Here is a 17,758-nt window from a genome sequence, read left to right as displayed (position 1 = left end):
ACTACAGCACGGCGTCCGCGAGGCGGTCGAGCTGGTCGGGTCCGGCGTCGCAGGGCATGAAGACGATCTCGTCGCAGCCGGCGTCCTGGTAGGCCGTCACCGCGGCCCGCAGCCGGGACGGGTCGGTGAGGGCCATGGTGACGATCGACTCGGCGCGGCCGGAGAAGGCGTAGTAGTCCATGAGGTAGCGCTGGGCCAGCCACTCGGCGCGCGGGCCGAGCGAGAAGTAGAGCAGGGTCATCAGGTGCGGGCGTCCGCTGCGGCCGTGCCGCAGCCAGGCGGCCTCGACCCGTTCGGCGTTGGCCCGGTAGCCGCTGGGCGAGCTGCCGCCGGCGATCCAGCCGCGGCCGTACCGCGCCGCCCTGCGGAAGGCCGCGGCCGAGGTGCCGCCGAGGATCAGCGGCAGCTCGCCCTGGGGGGCCGGTCCGACCGCGCCGGGACCGTCCGAGCGCCAGGTGTCCCGCAGTTCGGCGAGCATCGCGTCGAGGAGCTTGCCGCGCACGGCCGGGTCGACGCCCGACGTGGTGAAGTCGTCGTCGCGGTTGCCCGCGGCGAGACCCAGGGTCAGCCGGCCGCCGCTGACCCGGTCGAGGGAGGCGACCTGCTTGGCGAGCAGCGGGGTGTTGTTCCGGTACGGGGCAGTGAGCACCGTGGTGGCGAGGCCGATCCGGCGGGTGACGGCGGCGGCCGCGGTCAGCGCGACGAGCGGGTCGTAGTTGTCGTAGACCAGCCGGTCGAGCACGCCGAGGGTGGAGAAGCCGTGGGCCTCGGCCCGCCGGGCCCAGTCGGTGATGCGCTCCCCCTCGGCGCCGGGGACGGTGGCGGGCAGTCCGACTCCGATCAGCACGGCCGGCCTCCTTCGACGGACAGGACGGACGTGGCCGAGCCGCCCGCCGCGACCGACGCGGCGGACTCGGCGGACCGGGTCGGCTCGGCCGGATCAGTCGGCTCGACTGGATCAGTCGGTTCGGCCGGGAACCCGGCGAGCCTGGCGAGCTGGGCGGCGACCCGTGCCGGGGTGGGTCGGCGGTCGTTCTCCGTCCGGATCTCCTCGGCCGCCTTGCGGTACGAGGGCTGTTCGAGGAGTTCGAGGACGGCGGCCCGCAGGCCCTCCGGGTGGGCCTCGTCCCGGCTGAGCGAGAGCCCGGCGCCGGTCGCGGCGAACCGCTGGGCGTTGAAGGTGTGGTCGATCAGCTGCGGCACCACCAGCTGCGGCAGTCCCTGCGCGAGGCCGGTGAGGATGGTGCCCGCGCCGCCGTGGGCGACGACCAGGTCGCAGTGCGGCAGGACGCAGTGCAGCGGCACCGACTCGATGACCTTGGCCCGCTCCGGCAGGGCGCCGAGCAGCCGGCGCTGTGAAGCGTCGACCGCGACGACGATCCCGACGTCGAGCGCGTCGAGCGCGGCGACCACCTCCCCGGCGAGGAACATCGACCCGTCGAGCCGGCCGACCGTGGTGCCCCAGGTGACGCAGACCCGGGGCCGCCGGCGCTCCGCCGGCGGCAGCGGGACCGGCACCCGGCCGGCGCCGTTGTACGGCACGTAACGCATCGGCAGCCGGTGCAGCGGGCCGGGCCGGGACTCCTCGGGCACCTGCATCGCGGGCGGACAGAGGTCCACGGTGAGCGCGCCGAGGGTGTCCGGGTCTCCCAGGCCGAAGCGCGCGAACAGCGGTGCGAGCTCGCGTTCCTCGGCGTCCAGGGTGGCCTGCCGGTGCATCAGGTCGGCGCCCCACGGCATCCGTACGGCGCGGGCGCCGCAGGCCGCGGCCGCGAGCGGTCCCGCGTACGCGGTGGGTTCGTGCACCACGAGGTCCGGGCGCCAGGCCCGGGCGAACGCCACCAGGTCGTCGGCCATGGCCTCGGCCAGGTCGGCGAAGAGCGACACCGCGCGGGGCCCGCGGCCGGGCGTGCCGGACGCCCGGCCCGGGATGTACTCGCGGATCCGGGCCACCGCGTCCAGGTCGTGGCCGACCGGCACGAAGGGCAGCCCGGCGGCGGTGACGTGGGCCGCGAGGCCGGGCGGCGTGGCCACCCGCACCTCGTGGCCGGCCGCCCGCAGCGCCCAGGCGAGCGGCACCATGGGATAGAAGTGGGTCGGCCAGGCCCAGCTGACGAACAGCACGCGCATCGCTCGCCTCACCCCTCCCGTACCGTCAGGCCGGCCTCGTGGTGCGCCCGGGCCACCGTCTCCATGACCGCGACCCGCGCCTCGGTCGTGTCCGCGTACGGCGAGATGCCCAGGGAGGTGATCCCGGCCGCCGCGTACTCGGTGAGCCGCCGGGCGATCCGGGCGGGCGGCCCGAGGAGCGAGGTGGAGTCGATGAACTCCAGCGGCACCGCCCCGGCCGCGCCCGCCGCGTCACCGGCACGGAAGCGGTCCTGCACCTCCTCGGCCGCCGCCGCGTATCCCATCTGCGCGGCAAGCCGGAAGTAGAAGTTGCTCTCCCGGTCGCCGAGGCTCATGAACCGGGCGACGTACGGCCGGATCGGCGCGGCGGCGGCCGCGACGTCCTCGCCGACCGCGGCCGGGGCGGACAGGAAGGCGTCGAAGCCGTCCATCTCCCTGCCCGCCCTGCGGCGGCCGGTGCGCAGCGCGTCGAGCGCCCGCTTGGCGTGCTCGGGCGTGCAGAAGACGCCCACCCAGCCGTCGGCGATCTCCCCCGTCAGCTCCAGGCTGCGGGTGCCGACCGCGGCCAGGTAGACCGGCAGGTCGCGGCGGACCGGGCCCGGGAGCCGGAACGGGCCGGCGTCGCTGCCGGGCAGCGGCAGGGCGAAGTGCCGGCCCTCGTACGTCACCGGCTCCTGGGCCAGCGTGCGCCGCACGACCTCCACGTACTCCCGCGTCCTGGCGAGCGGCCGGGCGAACGGGGTGCCGTGCCAGCCCTCGGTGACATGGCTGTTGGAGATGCCGAGGCCGAGGCGGAACCGGCCGCCCGAGAGGCCGTCCAGCGTCGCCGCCGCCAGGGCCATGGCGACCGGGGTCCGCGCCGGGATCTGGATGACCGTGGACAGCAGACCGATCCGGCTGGTCCGCGCGGCCACCCAGCCGAGCACCGAGATCGCGTCGGAGCGGAAGCCCTCGGGAGCCGCGGCGACGTCGAAGCCGAGCCGCTCGGCCTCCTGGGCGGTGCGGGCGCAGTCCTCGGGTACGAGGTTGATCCCCAGTCGCATGGCCGGGTCACCCTTCCTTGTGGCCGATGACCAGCGAGTCGGTGTTGCTGAGCACCTTCGCCTCGGTGCGGCTGAAGCCGGCCTCGGTCATCCAGCCGCGGCACTCCTCGACGGAGTACTCGGAGCCGCCGTGGGTGACGAGCAGCATGTCCAGGCTGATCAGGAGGTTGACCAGGTCCGCGGGCCGCTCGTCGACCATCCGGTCGTACACGAGCAGCGCGCCGCCCGGCTCGACCGCCTCGTAGGCCTTGCGGATCAGGCCGAGGCGCTGCTCGGCGGACCAGTTGTGCAGCACGTGGCCCATGACGAGCACCTGGCCGGACGGCATCGGGTCCTTGAAGAAGTCGCCTCCGGTGAAGGCGATCCGGTCCTGGGTGCCGAGGCGCTTCATGTGCTCCTCGAAGGCGGGCGCGACGTGCGGCAGGTCGAACACCTTGGCGGTGAGGTGCGGGTGCTGGGCGATGAGCAGCGCGGAGAGGTTGCCGCGGGCTCCGCCGACGTCCACGAAGTCGGTGCGGCCGGTCCAGTCGAAGGCCTTGGCCAGCCTGGGCGCGACCTGGCTGTTGAGGGAGTCCATCATGGCGAGGAACTGGTCGAGGTGTTCCCGGCTGTCGGCCATCTGGGCGACGATGTCGCCGTCCTTGCCCTTGACCTGGGGCTCCCCGGTGCGCAGCGCGTCGGTGAGGTTCGTCCACGCCGGGTAGAGCATGTTGTTGGCGCGCTCCAGGAAGCCTCCGGCGTAGGTGTTCTTGCCGCGGTCGAGGAAGCGGTCCGCGGAGGGGCTGTTGCGGTAGTGCTCGCCGTCGGCCTCCAGGACGCCGAGCGTGACCAGGGCCGTGACGAAGTCGCGGGCTCCGCGCGGGTGCAGGCCGATCACGTCGGAGAGTTCCGGCAGCGTCAGCGGCTTCGCGGCGAGCGTCGAGAAGACGTCCAGCTCCAGGGCGCTGAGCAGGATCTTGGCGTCGCAGAAGGCGGTACCGAGCCGGATGAGACCCTCGGGGCTGGACGCATCCGAAGCGGAAGTGTGAGTCGTCACCGACAAAGTCCTTTCTCCTGATGACGGGACGCGTGGATGGTTCAGCACCCGCCTCGAAGCCCGCTGGAGCCCGCCGCGGGAGCCCTCGTGAACTCCTCGGGCACCAGCGGAAGTCGAGGGGCGGACGGCACGATCCGGCCGACATGACACCGGTGAGGGGAGAGACGTGATGTCGGATCGGCGCGTGGCGCTGGTGACCGGGGCCAACCGCGGCCTCGGCCGGGCCGTGGCCGCTGAACTGCTCGCGCGGGGGCTGCGGGTGGTGGTGACCGCCCGGGACGCCGACGCCGCGGCCGCCACAGCCCGCGAGCTGGGTCCGGGCGCCGAGGGCCGGGTGCTCGACGTGACGAGCCCGGAGAGCGTCACGCGGGCGCGGGACGCCGTCGGTCCGGTGGACGTCCTGGTCGGCAACGCGGGCGTGCTCCTGGAGGACGGCGCGGGCGATCCGCTGTCGGTGCCGGTGGAGGTGGTGGAGCGGACGATCGAGGTGAACCTGCTGGGCTCCTGGCGGGTGGCGCAGGCGTTCGTGCCGGCCATGGTCGAACGGGGCTGGGGGCGGGTGGTGTTCGTGTCCAGCGGCACCGGCTCGTTCAGCAACGGCCTGTTCACCGGAAGCCCCGGCTACGCGGTGTCGAAGGCCGGTCTCAACGGTCTGACGCAGATGCTGGCGACCGCCACCCAGGGGACCGGCGTCCTGGTGAACGCCGTCAACCCGGGCCCGACCCGGACCCGGATGATGCCCGGCGGCCGGCGCAGCGCCGAGGAGGCCGCGGTGGACGTCGTGGACGCCGCCCTGCTGCCGGACGGCGGCCCGAGCGGCACCTTCCGGCGGGGCGAGCAGGTGCTGGGCTGGTGAGAGCCCCGAGGGCGGGGGCGGGTACGGCGGCTGCGCCGCCCGGCGGGCCCGGGCCGGCGGACTGGCTCGGCTCTTGAGCACTCCTCGATGCGGTGTCGGCACGGTGCCACGACCGAGTCACCGAACCGAGCGAGGAGTCCCGCCATGGAACACGGCGCCCCGCGCCCGCCCTTCCGGGTGCTGCTCAGGATGGAGATCCGCCCCGGCACGGAGCGGGAGTTCGAGCGCACCTGGCTGGAGATCGGCACCCGCATCGCCGCCGAGCCCGCCAACCTCGGCCAGACCCTGATCCGGGACGTCGAGGACGGCGGGGTCTACTGGGTCATCACCGACTGGACCGACGAACCCGCCTTCCGCGCCTTCGAGACGAGCGCGGCGCACGTCGACAACCGCCGCCGCCTGCAGCCCTTCCGTACCGGCGGCGAGATGCGCCTCACCCAGGTCGTGCACCGGCTCGAACCGGTCGCCGAGACGCCCGCCGAGACGCCCGCTCGCTGAGCGGCGACGACGCACCCTTCCCTCCGCACGTCGCGGACACCCAAGACCTCCCCGACACCCAAGGAGCACCGCACATGACACGTCGTCTGTTCACCTCGGAGTCGGTCACCGAGGGCCACCCCGACAAGATCGCCGACCGGATCAGCGACACGATCCTCGACGCGCTGATCGCCCAGGACCCCACGTCGCGCGTCGCCGTGGAGACCCTGATCACCACCGGCCAGGTGCACGTCGCCGGCGAGGTCACCACCGCCGCGTACGCCGACATCGCGACCCTGGTCCGCGAGACCGTCCTGGACATCGGCTACGACTCCTCCGCGAAGGGCTTCGACGGCGCCTCCTGCGGCGTGTCGGTGTCGATCGGCGCGCAGTCGCCGGACATCGCGCAGGGCGTCGACACCGCCCACGAGGCCCGCGTCGAGGGCGCGGAGGACGAGCTGGACCGGCAGGGCGCCGGCGACCAGGGCCTGATGTTCGGCTACGCCTGCGACGACACGCCCGAGCTGATGCCGCTGCCGATCTCCCTCGCGCACCGGCTGTCCCGCCGGCTCGCCGAGGTCCGGCACGACGGCACGCTGCCGTATCTGCGTCCGGACGGGAAGACGCAGGTCACCATCGAGTACGACGGCGACCGGGCCGTGCGCCTGGACACCGTGGTGGTCTCGTCCCAGCACGCCCCGGGCATCGGCCTGGACTCGCTGCTCGCCCCGGACGTCCGCGAGCTCGTGGTGGAGCCGGTGCTCCAGGACCTGTCGATCGCGACGGAGGGCTACCGGCTCCTGGTGAACCCGACCGGGCGCTTCGAGATCGGCGGTCCGATGGGCGACGCCGGCCTGACCGGCCGCAAGATCATCGTCGACACGTACGGCGGCATGGCCCGCCACGGCGGCGGCGCCTTCTCGGGCAAGGACCCGTCGAAGGTGGACCGTTCGGCGGCGTACGCGATGCGCTGGGTCGCCAAGAACGTGGTCGCCGCCGGGCTGGCCAGGCGGTGCGAGGTGCAGGTCGCGTACGCGATCGGCAAGGCCGAGCCGGTGGGCCTGTTCGTGGAGACCTTCGGCACCGAGAGCGTCCCGCTCGACCGGATCCAGCACGCGGTCCTCGAGGTCTTCGACCTCCGCCCGGCCGCGATCATCCGCGACCTGGACCTGAAGCGTCCGGTCTACGCGAAGACCGCCGCGTACGGGCACTTCGGCCGCGAACTGCCGGAGTTCACCTGGGAGCGCACCGACCGCGCCCAGAAGCTGGCCGCCGCGGCGCGTGCCGTCTGACCACCCGACTCCGTCTTCCGACTCCCCAAGGATCCCAGGAGGTACCCGGTGCGTATCGCTGTCACCGGCTCGATCGCCACCGACCATCTGCTGACCTTCCCCGGCCGGTTCGCCGACCAGCTGCTCGCCGACCGCCTGGACAACGTCTCGCTGTCCTTCCTCGCCGACAGCATGGAGGTGCGGCGCGGCGGCGTGGCCGCCAACATCGCCTTCGGCCTGGCCAGGCTGGGGCTCGCGCCCGTCCTGGTCGGCGCGGCCGGCCTCGACTTCGCCGACTACCAGGTGTGGCTGAAGCAGCACGGCGTCGTCGTCGACCACGTGCGGATCAGCGACACCCTCCACACCGCCCGTTTCGTCTGCACCACGGACCTGGACCAGAACCAGATCGCCACGTTCTACGCCGGGGCGATGGCGGAGGCCCGGGAGATCGACCTGCGGGACGTCCTCGCCGGGACCGGGCGGCTCGACCTGGTCCTGGTGTCGCCGGACGACCCGGAGGCCATGCTGCGGCACGCCCGCACCTGCCGCGAGCTCCAGGTGCCGTTCGCCGCCGACCCGTCGCAGCAGCTCGCGCGGCTCGACGGCCGGCAGGTGCGGGAGCTGGTGGACGGAGCCCGCTTCCTGTTCACCAACGAGTACGAGACCGCCCTGCTCCTGGAGAAGACCGGCTGGAGCGAGGCCGAGGTGCTGACCCGCGTCGGCACCTGGGTCACCACGCTCGCCGCCGACGGTGTCACCGTCCGGGCCGCCGGGCGGCCCGCGCTCACCGTGCCGGCCGTACCGGCGGACGAGATCGCCGACCCGACCGGCGTCGGCGACGCCTTCCGGGCCGGGTTCCTCGCCGGAATCTCCCGCGACTGGCCGCTCGAGCGCTCCGCGCGCCTCGGCTGCGCCCTGGCCACCACGGTCCTGGAGTCGGTCGGCACGCAGGAGTACGCGCTGTCCGCGCGGACCCTGCTCGACCGGCTCGCCGCCGCGTACGGCCCGGAGGCGGCCGAGGAGATCGCCCCGGGGCTCACGGGACTGACCGCGCCCACGGGCCCGGCCGGGCTCGCGGGTCCGAGCGGGCCGGCCGGGCCGGCGGGGCCGGCCGGACTCGCGGAGGTGGCCGGCTGATGGCCCGCGCACCGGAGGCGCTGCGCGAGGCCCTGGCCACCCGGGTCGTGGTGGCCGACGGCGCCATGGGCACCATGCTCCAGGCGCAGGACCCGAGCCCGGCGGACTTCCAGCACCTGGAGGGCTGCAACGAGATCCTGAACGTGACCCGCCCGGACATCGTGCGGTCGGTGCACGAGGCCTACTTCGCGGTCGGCGTCGACTGCGTGGAGACCAACACCTTCGGCGCCAACCACGCGGCCCTCGGCGAGTACGGCATCACCGAGCGGATCGGGGAACTGTCCGAGGCCGGCGCCCGCATCGCCCGTGAGACCGCGGACGCGTTCGCGGCGCGGGACGGGCGGACCCGCTGGGTCCTCGGCTCGATCGGTCCCGGCACCAAGCTGCCCACGCTCGGCCACACCACCTTCGGCGTGATCCGCGAGGGCTACCGGCAGAACGCGGCCGGACTGATCGCGGGCGGCGCGGACGCGCTGCTCGTGGAGACCAGCCAGGACCTGCTCCAGGCCAAGGCGGCGATCCTCGGCTGCAAGCAGGCCCTGGCCGAGGCCGGACTCGACCTGCCGGTCTTCGCCCAGGTGACGGTCGAGTCCACCGGCACGATGCTGCTCGGCTCGGAGATCGGGGCGGCGCTGACCGCCCTGGAACCGCTCGGCGTCGACTTCATCGGCCTGAACTGCGCGACCGGCCCGGCCGAGATGAGCGAGCACCTGCGGCATCTGGCCCGGCACGCGACGGTGGGCCTGTCCTGCATGCCGAACGCCGGCCTTCCGGTGCTCGGGAAGGACGGCGCCCACTACCCGCTGTCGCCGGAGGAACTGGCCGACGCCCACGACACCTTCACCCGCGAGTACGGCCTGTCGCTCGTCGGCGGCTGCTGCGGTACGACCCCGGAACACCTGCGCGCGGTGGTGGAGCGGGTGCGCGGCCGGGCGCTGGCGCCGCGCGCGCCGCGGCCGGAAGCGGCGGCGGCGTCGCTGTACCAGGCGGTGCCGTTCCGCCAGGACACCTCGTACCTGGCGATCGGCGAGCGGACGAACGCCAACGGCTCGAAGAAGTTCCGCGAGGCGATGCTGGCCGGCGACTGGCAGGCGTGCGTGGAGATCGCCCGCGACCAGATCCGCGACGGCTCCCACCTGCTCGACCTGTGCGTGGACTACGTGGGCCGGGACGGCGCGGCGGACATGCGGGAGATCGCGGGCCGTCTCGCGACGGCCTCCACGCTGCCGATCGTCCTCGACTCCACCGAACCGGAGGTGCTGCGGGCCGGTCTGGAGAAGCTGGGCGGCCGTGCGGTGCTCAACTCGGTCAACTACGAGGACGGCGACGGCCCCGAGAGCCGCTTCGGACGGATCGCCGGGCTGGCCCGCGAGCACGGTGCCGCGCTGATCGCGCTGACGATCGACGAGGAGGGGCAGGCGCGGACGGCGGAGAAGAAGGTCGAGATCGCGGAGCGGCTGATCGCGCAGCTCACCACCGAGTACGGGATCGCGGAGTCCGCGATCCTGGTCGACTGCCTGACGTTCACGCTGGCCACCGGCCAGGAGGAGTCGCGCAGGGACGGCGTCGAGACGATCGAGGCGATCCGCGAGCTGAAGCGGCGCCACCCCGACGTGCAGACGACCCTGGGCCTGTCGAACATCTCCTTCGGTCTCAACCCGGCCGCCCGCGCCGTCCTGAACTCCGTCTTCCTCGACGAGTGCGTGAAGGCGGGCCTGGACTCGGCGATCGTCCACGCCTCGAAGATCCTGCCGGTGGCCCGGATCCCGGAGGAGCAGCGGGAGGCGGCCCTCGACCTCGTGCACGACCGGCGGCGGGAGGGCTACGACCCGCTGCAGCGGCTGCTCGACCTCTTCGAGGGCGTCAGTTCCGCCTCGGTGAAGGCGTCCAAGGCCGAGGAGCTGCTGGCGCTTCCGCTGGAGGAGCGGCTCAGGCGGCGGATCGTCGACGGTGAGCGCGCGGGCCTGGAGGCGGACCTCGACGAGGCACTGTCCGGGCGTCCGGCCCTGGAGATCGTCAACGAGATCCTGCTCGACGGCATGAAGACGGTCGGCGAGCTGTTCGGCTCGGGCCAGATGCAGCTGCCGTTCGTGCTCCAGTCCGCCGAGGTCATGAAGACCGCGGTGGCGTATCTCGAACCGCACATGGAGAAGTCCGACGCCGAGGGCAAGGGCACGATCGTCCTCGCCACGGTCAAGGGCGACGTCCACGACATCGGCAAGAACCTCGTCGACATCATCCTGTCCAACAACGGCTACAACGTGGTCAACATCGGCATCAAGCAGCCGGTGTCGGCGATCCTGGAGGCCGCCGAGGAGCACCGGGCGGACGTGATCGGGATGTCCGGTCTGCTGGTGAAGTCCACGGTGATCATGAAGGAGAACCTGGAGGAGCTGAACGGCCGCGGTCTGGCCGGCAGGTATCCGGTGATCCTGGGTGGTGCCGCGCTGACGAGGGCGTACGTCGAGCAGGACCTGCACGAGCTGTACGACGGCGAGGTCCGCTACGCCCGCGACGCCTTCGAAGGCCTCAGGCTCATGGACGCCCTGGTCGCCGTCAAGCGGGGCGTCCCCGGAGCCGCACTGCCCGAGCTGCGCGGACGCCGGGTCGCCGCCCCGGCCACGGCGGTCCCCCGGGCCGAAGCGCCCGGGCCGGAACCGGCCGGCCGTTCCGACGTGGCCGCCGACAATCCGGTCCCCGAGCCGCCGTTCCGGGGCACCCGCGTGGTGAAGGGCATCCAGCTGGCGGAGTACGCGGGCTGGCTGGACGAGGATGCGCTGTTCAAGGGGCAGTGGGGGCTGAAGGACCGGGAGACGATCGAGTCGGAGGGCCGGCCGCGGCTGCGGGGCTGGCTGGACCGGCTCCAGACCGACCACCTGCTGGAGGCGGCCGTGGTCTACGGCTACTTCCCGTGCGTGTCCAAGGGCGAGGACCTGATCCTGCTGGACGAGGACGGAGGAGAGCGGACCCGCTTCTCCTTCCCGCGCCAGCAGCGGGGCCGCCGCCTGTGCCTGGCCGACTACTTCCGCGCCGAGGACTCCGGCGAGGTCGACGTGGTCGCGCTCCAGGTCGTCACCGTCGGCTCGAGGATCGGCGAGGAGACGGCGAAGCTGTTCGCCGCCGACTCCTACCGCGACTACCTCGAACTCCACGGCCTGTCCGTGCAGCTGGCCGAGGCCCTGGCCGAGTACTGGCACTCCCGGGTGCGCGCGGAGTGGGGCATCGGCGGTGCCGACCCGGCCTCCATGGCCGGCATGTTCCGCACCGAGTACCAGGGCTGCCGCTACTCCCTGGGCTACCCCGCCTGCCCCGACCTGGAGGACCGGGCCAAGATCGCCGCCCTGCTCGATCCCGGGCGGATCGGCGTGGAGCTGTCGGAGGAGTACCAGCTGCACCCCGAGCAGTCCACCGACGCCTTCGTCGTTCACCACCCCGAAGCGACCTACTTCAACGCGGGAGGCCGACGATGACCTCGATGGGCGAGCTGCTGGCGAGCGGACGGCGCTCGTTCTCCTTCGAGTTCTTCCCGCCGAAGACGCCGAAGGGCGAGCGGACCCTGTGGGAGGCCATCCGGCGCGTGGAGGCGCTGGCGCCGGACTTCGTCTCCGTGACGTACGGCGCGGGCGGCTCCTCGCGCGACCGCACGGTGGCCATCACCGAGCGGATCCTGACCGAGACCACGCTCCGGCCGATCGCCCATCTGACCGCCGTCGGCCACTCGGTGACCGAGCTGCGCCGGATCGTCGGCCGTTACGCCGACGCCGGGATCCGTGACGTGCTCGCGCTGCGCGGCGACCCTCCGGGCGACCCGCAGGGCGAGTGGGTGCCGCATCCCGAGGGGCTGACGTACGCGGCCGAGCTGGTCGAACTCCTCAAGAGCGTCGGCTCGTTCACCGTCGGAGTCGCCGCGTTCCCGGAGCGGCATCCGCGCTCGCCCTCCTGGGAGAGCGACATCCGGCACTTCGTCGCCAAGTGCCGGGCGGGCGCCGACTACGCCATCACCCAGATGTTCTTCGACCCGGAGGACTACCTGCGGCTGCGCGACCGGCTCGCCGCGGCCGGCTGCGACACCCCGGTCATCCCGGAGATCATGCCGGCGACCGGGTACGACCAGATCCGGCGCTTCGCCGAGCTGAGCAACGCGGCCTTCCCGCCGGACCTCGCCCGGCGCCTGGAGGCGGCCCGCGGCCGCCCCGAGGAAGGGCACCGGATCGGCGTCGACCACGCGACCGCGATGGGCGAGCGGCTGCTCGCCGAGGGCGCGCCCGGACTGCACTACATCACGCTCAACAGTTCGTCCGCCGCGGTGGAGATCCACCGCAACCTCGTTCCCGGACGGACCTCTTCCCTGCTCACCGCTGCCTGACCACTGGAGTCGACATGCCTTCCGACCACCACAACCACGATTACAAGGTCGCGGACATCTCGCTGGCCGCGTTCGGCCGCAAGGAGATCACCCTCGCCGAGCACGAGATGCCCGGCCTGATGGCCATCCGCAAGGAGTACGCGGAGGCACAGCCGCTGGCCGGCGCCCGCATCACCGGCTCCCTGCACATGACCGTCCAGACCGCCGTCCTCATCGAGACCCTGGTGGCCCTAGGCGCCGAGGTCCGCTGGGTCTCCTGCAACATCTTCTCCACCCAGGACCACGCGGCGGCGGCGATCGCCGCCGCCGGCATCCCGGTCTTCGCCTGGAAGGGCGAGACCCTGGAGGAGTACTGGTGGTGCACCGAGCAGGCCCTGACCTGGCCGGGCGGTGAGGGCCCCAACATGATCCTCGACGACGGCGGTGACGCCACGCTCCTCGTCCACAAGGGCGTCGAGTACCAGAAGGCGGGCGCGGTGCCCGACCCGTCGACCGCCGACAACGAGGAGTTCCGCATCGTCCTGGAGCTCCTCAGGAACTCCACCCTGGACTGGGGCGCGCTGGCGGCCGGCATCAAGGGCGTCACCGAGGAGACCACCACCGGCGTCCACCGCCTCTACGAGATGCACCGCGACGGCGCCCTGCTGTTCCCGGCGATCAACGTGAACGACGCCGTGACGAAGTCGAAGTTCGACAACAAGTACGGCTGCCGCCACTCGCTGATCGACGGCATCAACCGCGCCACCGACGTCCTCATCGGCGGCAAGACGGCCGTGGTCTGCGGCTACGGCGACGTCGGCAAGGGCTGCGCCGAGTCCCTGCGCGGCCAGGGCGCCCGCGTCATCGTCACCGAGATCGACCCGATCTGCGCCCTGCAGGCGGCGATGGACGGCTACCAGGTCACGACCCTCGACGAGGTCGTCGAGACCGCTGACATCTTCGTCACCACGACCGGCAACAAGGACATCATCCTCGCCTCGCACATGGCGAAGATGAAGCACCAGGCGATCGTGGGCAACATCGGCCACTTCGACAACGAGATCGACATGGCCGGCCTGGCCAAGATCCCGGGCATCGTCAAGGACGAGGTCAAGCCGCAGGTCCACACCTGGACCTTCCCGGACGGCAAGGTCCTGATCGTGCTGTCCGAGGGCCGCCTGCTGAACCTGGGCAACGCGACCGGCCACCCGTCCTTCGTGATGTCGAACTCCTTCGCGGACCAGACCCTGGCCCAGATCGAGCTCTTCACCAAGCCGGAGGAGTACCCGACCGACGTCTACGTGCTCCCGAAGCACCTGGACGAGAAGGTCGCCCGCCTCCACCTCGACGCCCTCGGCGTCAAGCTGACGACCCTCCGCCCCGAGCAGGCCGAGTACATCGGCGTCAAGGTCGAGGGCCCGTTCAAGCCGGACCACTACCGCTACTGATCCCAGGACCGGCGGGTGACCGGCCAGGCCGGCACCCGCCCGTCACGGGCATCCGCAGCGGAACAGACAGGCCCCCGCACCCCCGTGCCGGGGGCCTGCCTCGTTCCGACCACCGCCCTGCCTACCGCTCCAGGACGCACCCCGAGGACCCATGCCCCGCGGCCGCTATTCGCTCTACGATCCGCACGATCACACCCCCCTCGGTGAAGAGCACTTCAACTGCGCGCCCGGCCCCTCCGGCTGGCGCTACGTCTCCCGGACGACGAACCCCACGGGCGAGCCGACCGGCTCCGTCGACCTGGCCATCGACGACCTGGGCCGGCCCATCCGCCTCGAACTCCACGCCGCGCAGTGGCAAGTCCGCGGCGCCGCCCTCGACGGCGTCACCTGGGTCCGTACCGACCCCACCGGGACCCATGCCAACGAAGGCAATGTGCGCGCCCACGCCTTCACCGGCACGTCCCCGGCGTTCCTCGTCGCGATCTCCCGACTCCTGCGCCTCACCCCCGATTCCCCGGAGACCCGCGTCCGGCTCGTCGCCTTCACGGATCCCGTCCTCGCCCCCCTGACGGTCGACCAGTCCTGGGCCCTGGTGAAGAGTGAAGCGCACGCCACTGACAACGGCCCTCTGATCGTGGACGAGTACCAGGTCAGCACCCTGGACACGGGCGAGCGGCACACCGTCCACCTCGCCGGCGACGTGGTCCTCTCGGCCCCCGGCATCGAACTAGAAGAACTCGAATCCCCACCGAACGTCTTCTGACCCCACGCACACGGACCCGGCCCGCCCCGTCGGGACCCGCCCCGCCCGGGCCGGATGCCGCCACCCCACCTGATCCCGCCGCCCCGCCTGAACCGAGGTGCTCCGGCACCCTCCTCGGCCCGTCCCTCAGGCCGGCGGCGCGAACCCGGTCGCGGGCGGAGAGGCCGGAGCCGCCGGCGGGGACGAGTCAGCCGCCGGGGGCGAGGCAGCGGGCGAGGCCGCCTGGCCGGGAGCGGGAACATCAGCGGCGCCAGGTCCCGCGGCAGGAACCCTGCCGTGAGCCGCAGGGAAGTCCGGCATCAGCCCGGCCACCCCAGCACTGCCCACAGTTCCCGCCATTCCCGCCGTTCCCGCCGTTCCCATCGCGCCGACCGCGAACGCCCGCCGCGCCTCCCGCCCCTGCCGCTCGGCCACCACGCCCGCCAGATACGCCGCGGCCGGTACGCCCGGCGGCGGGGGCGCCCCGGTCCGCGCCACCAGCTCGTCGGCCAGCCGCTCCGCGAGCCGCTGCCCGATCGCCGGGTCCAGCTGCCGCATCCGCGTCAGGTACTGCCGTATCTCCAGCCACAGCCCGTCCGGCACGGCCGACAGATCCAGCCCCGCGAACCGACCGACGAGCCACGGCGGCGGAGGCGGCATCACCATGCCCGCGGCCGACGCCACCCGCTCGCGCACCACCAGCGTCCCGGCGAACACGTCGCCGATCCGCCGCCCGCGCTCCGACGCCAGCGAAGCGATGCACGCGACGGCCCCGAACGTCATGAGGATCTCCACGACACCCATCGCGCCGCGCATCAGCGCGTGCCGGAAGCGGATCGGCCCTCCGTCCTCCCGTACCACCCGCAGGCCACAGGCCAGCTTTCCCAGCGACCGCCCGTGCGACAGCGTCTCCACGGCTATCGGCGCGCCCACCAGGACCAGCAGGAAGGAGGCGATGGCCAAAGCCCGCGCCGCAGCCTCGTCGAGAGAGGCCGTCGCGACCGCCAACCCCAGACTGATCAGCAGATACGCCGCCCACACGACGACGAGATCGAGCAACAACGCCAGCGCCCGGCTCGGCAGCCGAGCCGGCTGCAGCCCCAGATAGACGGCATCCCCCGTCACCACCCCGCTCACGGCGCCCACCCTTCTCCCACCCGACCTTCGACCTGACGGACCCGGTCCGAACGTCAGTCTGCCAAGCTGGCCCGCAGCGCGCCGCAGTAGTACGGACCCGTACGCACCCAGTGCCTGGAGCAGCAGCCGACCATGGACCTCGACGTCTTCGTCACCGCCCACCGAGCAGAGTGGGACCGCCTCGACCATCTGCTGCGCCGCGGCCGCCGCCTCACCGGCGCCGAGGCAGACGAACTCGTCGCCCTCTACCAGCGCACCGCGACCCACCTCTCGCTCATCAGGTCGAGCGCGCCTGACCCGATGCTCACGGCCCGGCTCACCCAGCTGATCGCCCGCGCCCGCGCCACGGTGACGGGCACGCGCCGCGCGTCATGGCGCGACGCGGCGGAGTTCCTGACCGCCGGCTTCCCGGCCGCGGTCTATCGCTCCCGTCACTGGTGGATTCCGACCGCGATCCTTTCCACGCTCCTCGCGGCCCTCATCGGCTGGTGGATCGGTGTCCACCCGGAGGTCCAGTCCGCGATCGGCGCCCCGGCCGAGCTCCGCGAGATGACCCGGCCCGGCGGCCAGTACGAGACGTACTACTCGAGCCACCCGGCGGCCTCCTTCTCCGCAGCGGTGTGGACGAACAACGCGCAGGCCGCCGCCGTGTGCCTGGTGCTCGGCGCGTTCCTCGGGATCCCGGTGCTGCTGATCCTCTTCGCCAACATGCTGAACGTCGGCGTCGGGATCGGTCTGATGGCTGCCGCGGGCCGCCTCGACGTCTTCCTCGGACTGATCCTTCCGCACGGCCTGCTCGAACTGACCGCCGTCTTCGTCGCCGCCGGCACCGGCCTCCGCCTCGGGTGGACCGTCGTCGAACCGGGTCCCACGACCCGCCGTGCCGCTCTCGCCCAACAGGGCCGGGCCGCGATCGGCATGGCCATCGGCCTCGCCCTGGTCCTGTTCGTCTCGGGCCTGATCGAAGGCTTCGTCACGCCGTCCGACCTGCCGACCTGGGCCCGGATCGCCATCGGCGTCGTCGCCGAACTGGCATTCCTCGCGTACGTCTACGTCCTCGGCGGCCGTGCGGCCCGCGCCGGCGACACCGGCGACGTGGCGGAACCCGACCGCACCGCCGAGCTGCCGACGGCGGCCTGACGGCGCCCTGACCTGCCCTGATACCCGCAGGACCCAACCCTGACGGGCGCCTGAGGGCTCCTGCCCCGCCGATGTGCAGAGCACCCCGCTGACCTGCTAGTCTCCTCTTCGCCCGCAAAAACCGTTGACACGGGTGGCGTGGGGAGGTAGATTCAAACGGTTGCCTGGGGAGCTGGACAAGCTCGAAGGCAAGGAGTTAGACTCTCTCTCGCTCCGGTCGAGAATGTGAAAGCGTTCGATGACGACGGAGCCGCCCCGATTCCTTATCTGAATCACGAAGTCGCCGATTAGGTCGACGGAAATGAATCTGATAAAGTCGGAAACACGCCGGAAGGCCTCGAAAAAAGACGAAAGTCGAAAGTCGGGACCGGAAAGCACCGAGGAAATCGGATCGGAAAGATCTGATAGAGTCGGAAACGCAAGAACGAAGGAAGCGCCCGGAGGAAAGCCCGCGAGGGTGAGTACAAAGGAAGCGTCCGCACCTTGAGAACTCAACAGCGTGCCAAAAATCAACGCCAGATTAGTTGATACCCCGTCCATCTTCGGATGGTCGAGGTTCCTTTGAAAAAGTCCACCCCACGGGGTGGCACACAGCGAGGACGCTGAGAACGGCAAGGACTATTCCTCCGAACCGTTCCGCTCAACGCGAGTGTAGAACCGGATTACCGGTAAACATTCACGGAGAGTTTGATCCTGGCTCAGGACGAACGCTGGCGGCGTGCTTAACACATGCAAGTCGAACGATGAAGCCCTTCGGGGTGGATTAGTGGCGAACGGGTGAGTAACACGTGGGCAATCTGCCCTTCACTCTGGGACAAGCCCTGGAAACGGGGTCTAATACCGGATACGACTGCGGGAGGCATCTCCTGCGGTGGAAAGCTCCGGCGGTGAAGGATGAGCCCGCGGCCTATCAGCTTGTTGGTGAGGTAACGGCTCACCAAGGCGACGACGGGTAGCCGGCCTGAGAGGGCGACCGGCCACACTGGGACTGAGACA

Annotated in this window: 15 protein-coding genes and 1 rRNA gene; 10 read left to right on the top strand and 6 right to left on the bottom strand. The window is 72.0% G+C overall.

The genetic code is table 11. From position 1 onward, the window contains the following. Position 1 precedes the first annotated feature (1 nt). From ACFWJO_RS04510 to ACFWJO_RS04495, 4 genes are read right to left on the bottom strand one after another with little or no spacing between them, the layout of a single operon-like run. Entirely contained in the window at positions 2-847 is an 846-nt protein-coding gene (locus ACFWJO_RS04510; RefSeq protein ID WP_386863341.1) for an LLM class flavin-dependent oxidoreductase, read from the bottom strand. Then, a complete protein-coding gene (locus tag ACFWJO_RS04505; RefSeq protein WP_386863340.1) occupies positions 841-2,130 on the bottom strand; it encodes a nucleotide disphospho-sugar-binding domain-containing protein in 1,290 nt (429 codons plus the stop codon). Before ACFWJO_RS04505 ends, ACFWJO_RS04510 begins: the two co-directional genes overlap by 7 nt. Positions 2,131-2,138: 8 nt before the next feature. Continuing rightward, positions 2,139-3,173, bottom strand: a complete 1,035-nt coding sequence (locus ACFWJO_RS04500) for an LLM class flavin-dependent oxidoreductase (RefSeq protein ID WP_386863339.1) — start codon at positions 3,171-3,173, stop codon at positions 2,139-2,141. Between the two features lie 7 nt (positions 3,174-3,180). After that, on the bottom strand, positions 3,181-4,209 hold the full coding sequence (locus ACFWJO_RS04495) for a methyltransferase (protein ID WP_384422114.1): 1,029 nt from the start codon (positions 4,207-4,209) through the stop codon (positions 3,181-3,183). Positions 4,210-4,378: 169 nt separating this feature from the next. Here ACFWJO_RS04495 and ACFWJO_RS04490 point away from each other — a divergent pair, with 169 nt between their 5' ends. The 8 genes from ACFWJO_RS04490 (at position 4,379) to ACFWJO_RS04455 (ending at position 14,506) form a co-directional block, all read left to right on the top strand. Then, complete coding sequence (locus ACFWJO_RS04490) at positions 4,379-5,065, top strand: SDR family NAD(P)-dependent oxidoreductase (RefSeq protein ID WP_386863338.1); 687 nt, start codon at positions 4,379-4,381, stop codon at positions 5,063-5,065. 144 nt (positions 5,066-5,209) lie between these two features. Next, positions 5,210-5,563 (top strand): antibiotic biosynthesis monooxygenase family protein, encoded by a 354-nt coding sequence (locus tag ACFWJO_RS04485; RefSeq protein ID WP_386863337.1) that lies wholly within the window; start codon positions 5,210-5,212, stop codon positions 5,561-5,563. Positions 5,564-5,637: 74 nt separating this feature from the next. Next, positions 5,638-6,834, top strand: coding sequence for a methionine adenosyltransferase (gene metK, locus ACFWJO_RS04480; protein ID WP_386863336.1), 1,197 nt, complete (start codon positions 5,638-5,640; stop codon positions 6,832-6,834). Positions 6,835-6,882: 48 nt separating this feature from the next. After that, positions 6,883-7,950 (top strand): carbohydrate kinase family protein, encoded by a 1,068-nt coding sequence (locus ACFWJO_RS04475; RefSeq protein WP_386863335.1) that lies wholly within the window; start codon positions 6,883-6,885, stop codon positions 7,948-7,950. Next, positions 7,950-11,420 (top strand): methionine synthase, encoded by a 3,471-nt coding sequence (gene metH / locus ACFWJO_RS04470; protein WP_386863334.1) that lies wholly within the window; start codon positions 7,950-7,952, stop codon positions 11,418-11,420. The genes ACFWJO_RS04475 and metH overlap by 1 nt, the downstream gene beginning before the upstream one ends. Then, positions 11,417-12,316, top strand: a complete 900-nt coding sequence (gene metF / locus ACFWJO_RS04465; RefSeq protein WP_386863333.1) for a methylenetetrahydrofolate reductase [NAD(P)H] — start codon at positions 11,417-11,419, stop codon at positions 12,314-12,316. The genes metH and metF overlap by 4 nt, the downstream gene beginning before the upstream one ends. 14 nt (positions 12,317-12,330) lie before the next feature. Continuing rightward, the gene (gene ahcY, locus ACFWJO_RS04460) at positions 12,331-13,743 is read left to right on the top strand and encodes an adenosylhomocysteinase (RefSeq protein ID WP_386863332.1); all 1,413 of its coding nucleotides are present in this window, start codon (positions 12,331-12,333) and stop codon (positions 13,741-13,743) included. Positions 13,744-13,894: 151 nt separating this feature from the next. Further along, complete coding sequence (locus ACFWJO_RS04455; protein ID WP_386863331.1) at positions 13,895-14,506, top strand: hypothetical protein; 612 nt, start codon at positions 13,895-13,897, stop codon at positions 14,504-14,506. A 126-nt stretch (positions 14,507-14,632) separates the two neighbouring features. On the opposite strand, the gene ACFWJO_RS04450 is transcribed toward ACFWJO_RS04455, so the two are convergent. Further along, positions 14,633-15,622 carry an RDD family protein gene (locus ACFWJO_RS04450; protein ID WP_386863330.1) on the bottom strand — a complete coding sequence of 330 codons (990 nt, stop codon included), beginning with the start codon at positions 15,620-15,622 and terminating at the stop codon, positions 14,633-14,635. Between the two features lie 132 nt (positions 15,623-15,754). Between ACFWJO_RS04450 and ACFWJO_RS04445 the strand changes: the two genes are divergently transcribed. Then, positions 15,755-16,762, top strand: coding sequence for a stage II sporulation protein M (locus tag ACFWJO_RS04445; RefSeq protein WP_386863329.1), 1,008 nt, complete (start codon positions 15,755-15,757; stop codon positions 16,760-16,762). 96 nt (positions 16,763-16,858) lie between these two features. Here the strand turns inward: ACFWJO_RS04445 and ACFWJO_RS04440 are convergent, their stop codons facing one another. After that, entirely contained in the window at positions 16,859-17,302 is a 444-nt protein-coding gene (locus ACFWJO_RS04440) for a hypothetical protein (RefSeq protein WP_386863328.1), read from the bottom strand. Between the two features lie 135 nt (positions 17,303-17,437). Here ACFWJO_RS04440 and ACFWJO_RS04435 point away from each other — a divergent pair. Further along, positions 17,438-17,758, top strand: a 16S ribosomal RNA gene (locus ACFWJO_RS04435); the annotation flags it as partial.

This window comes from Streptomyces sp. NPDC127092 (assembly GCF_042722475.1).
Lineage (GTDB): Bacteria > Actinomycetota > Actinomycetes > Streptomycetales > Streptomycetaceae > Streptomyces.
This window is presented reverse-complemented; position numbering and strand designations above follow the sequence as displayed.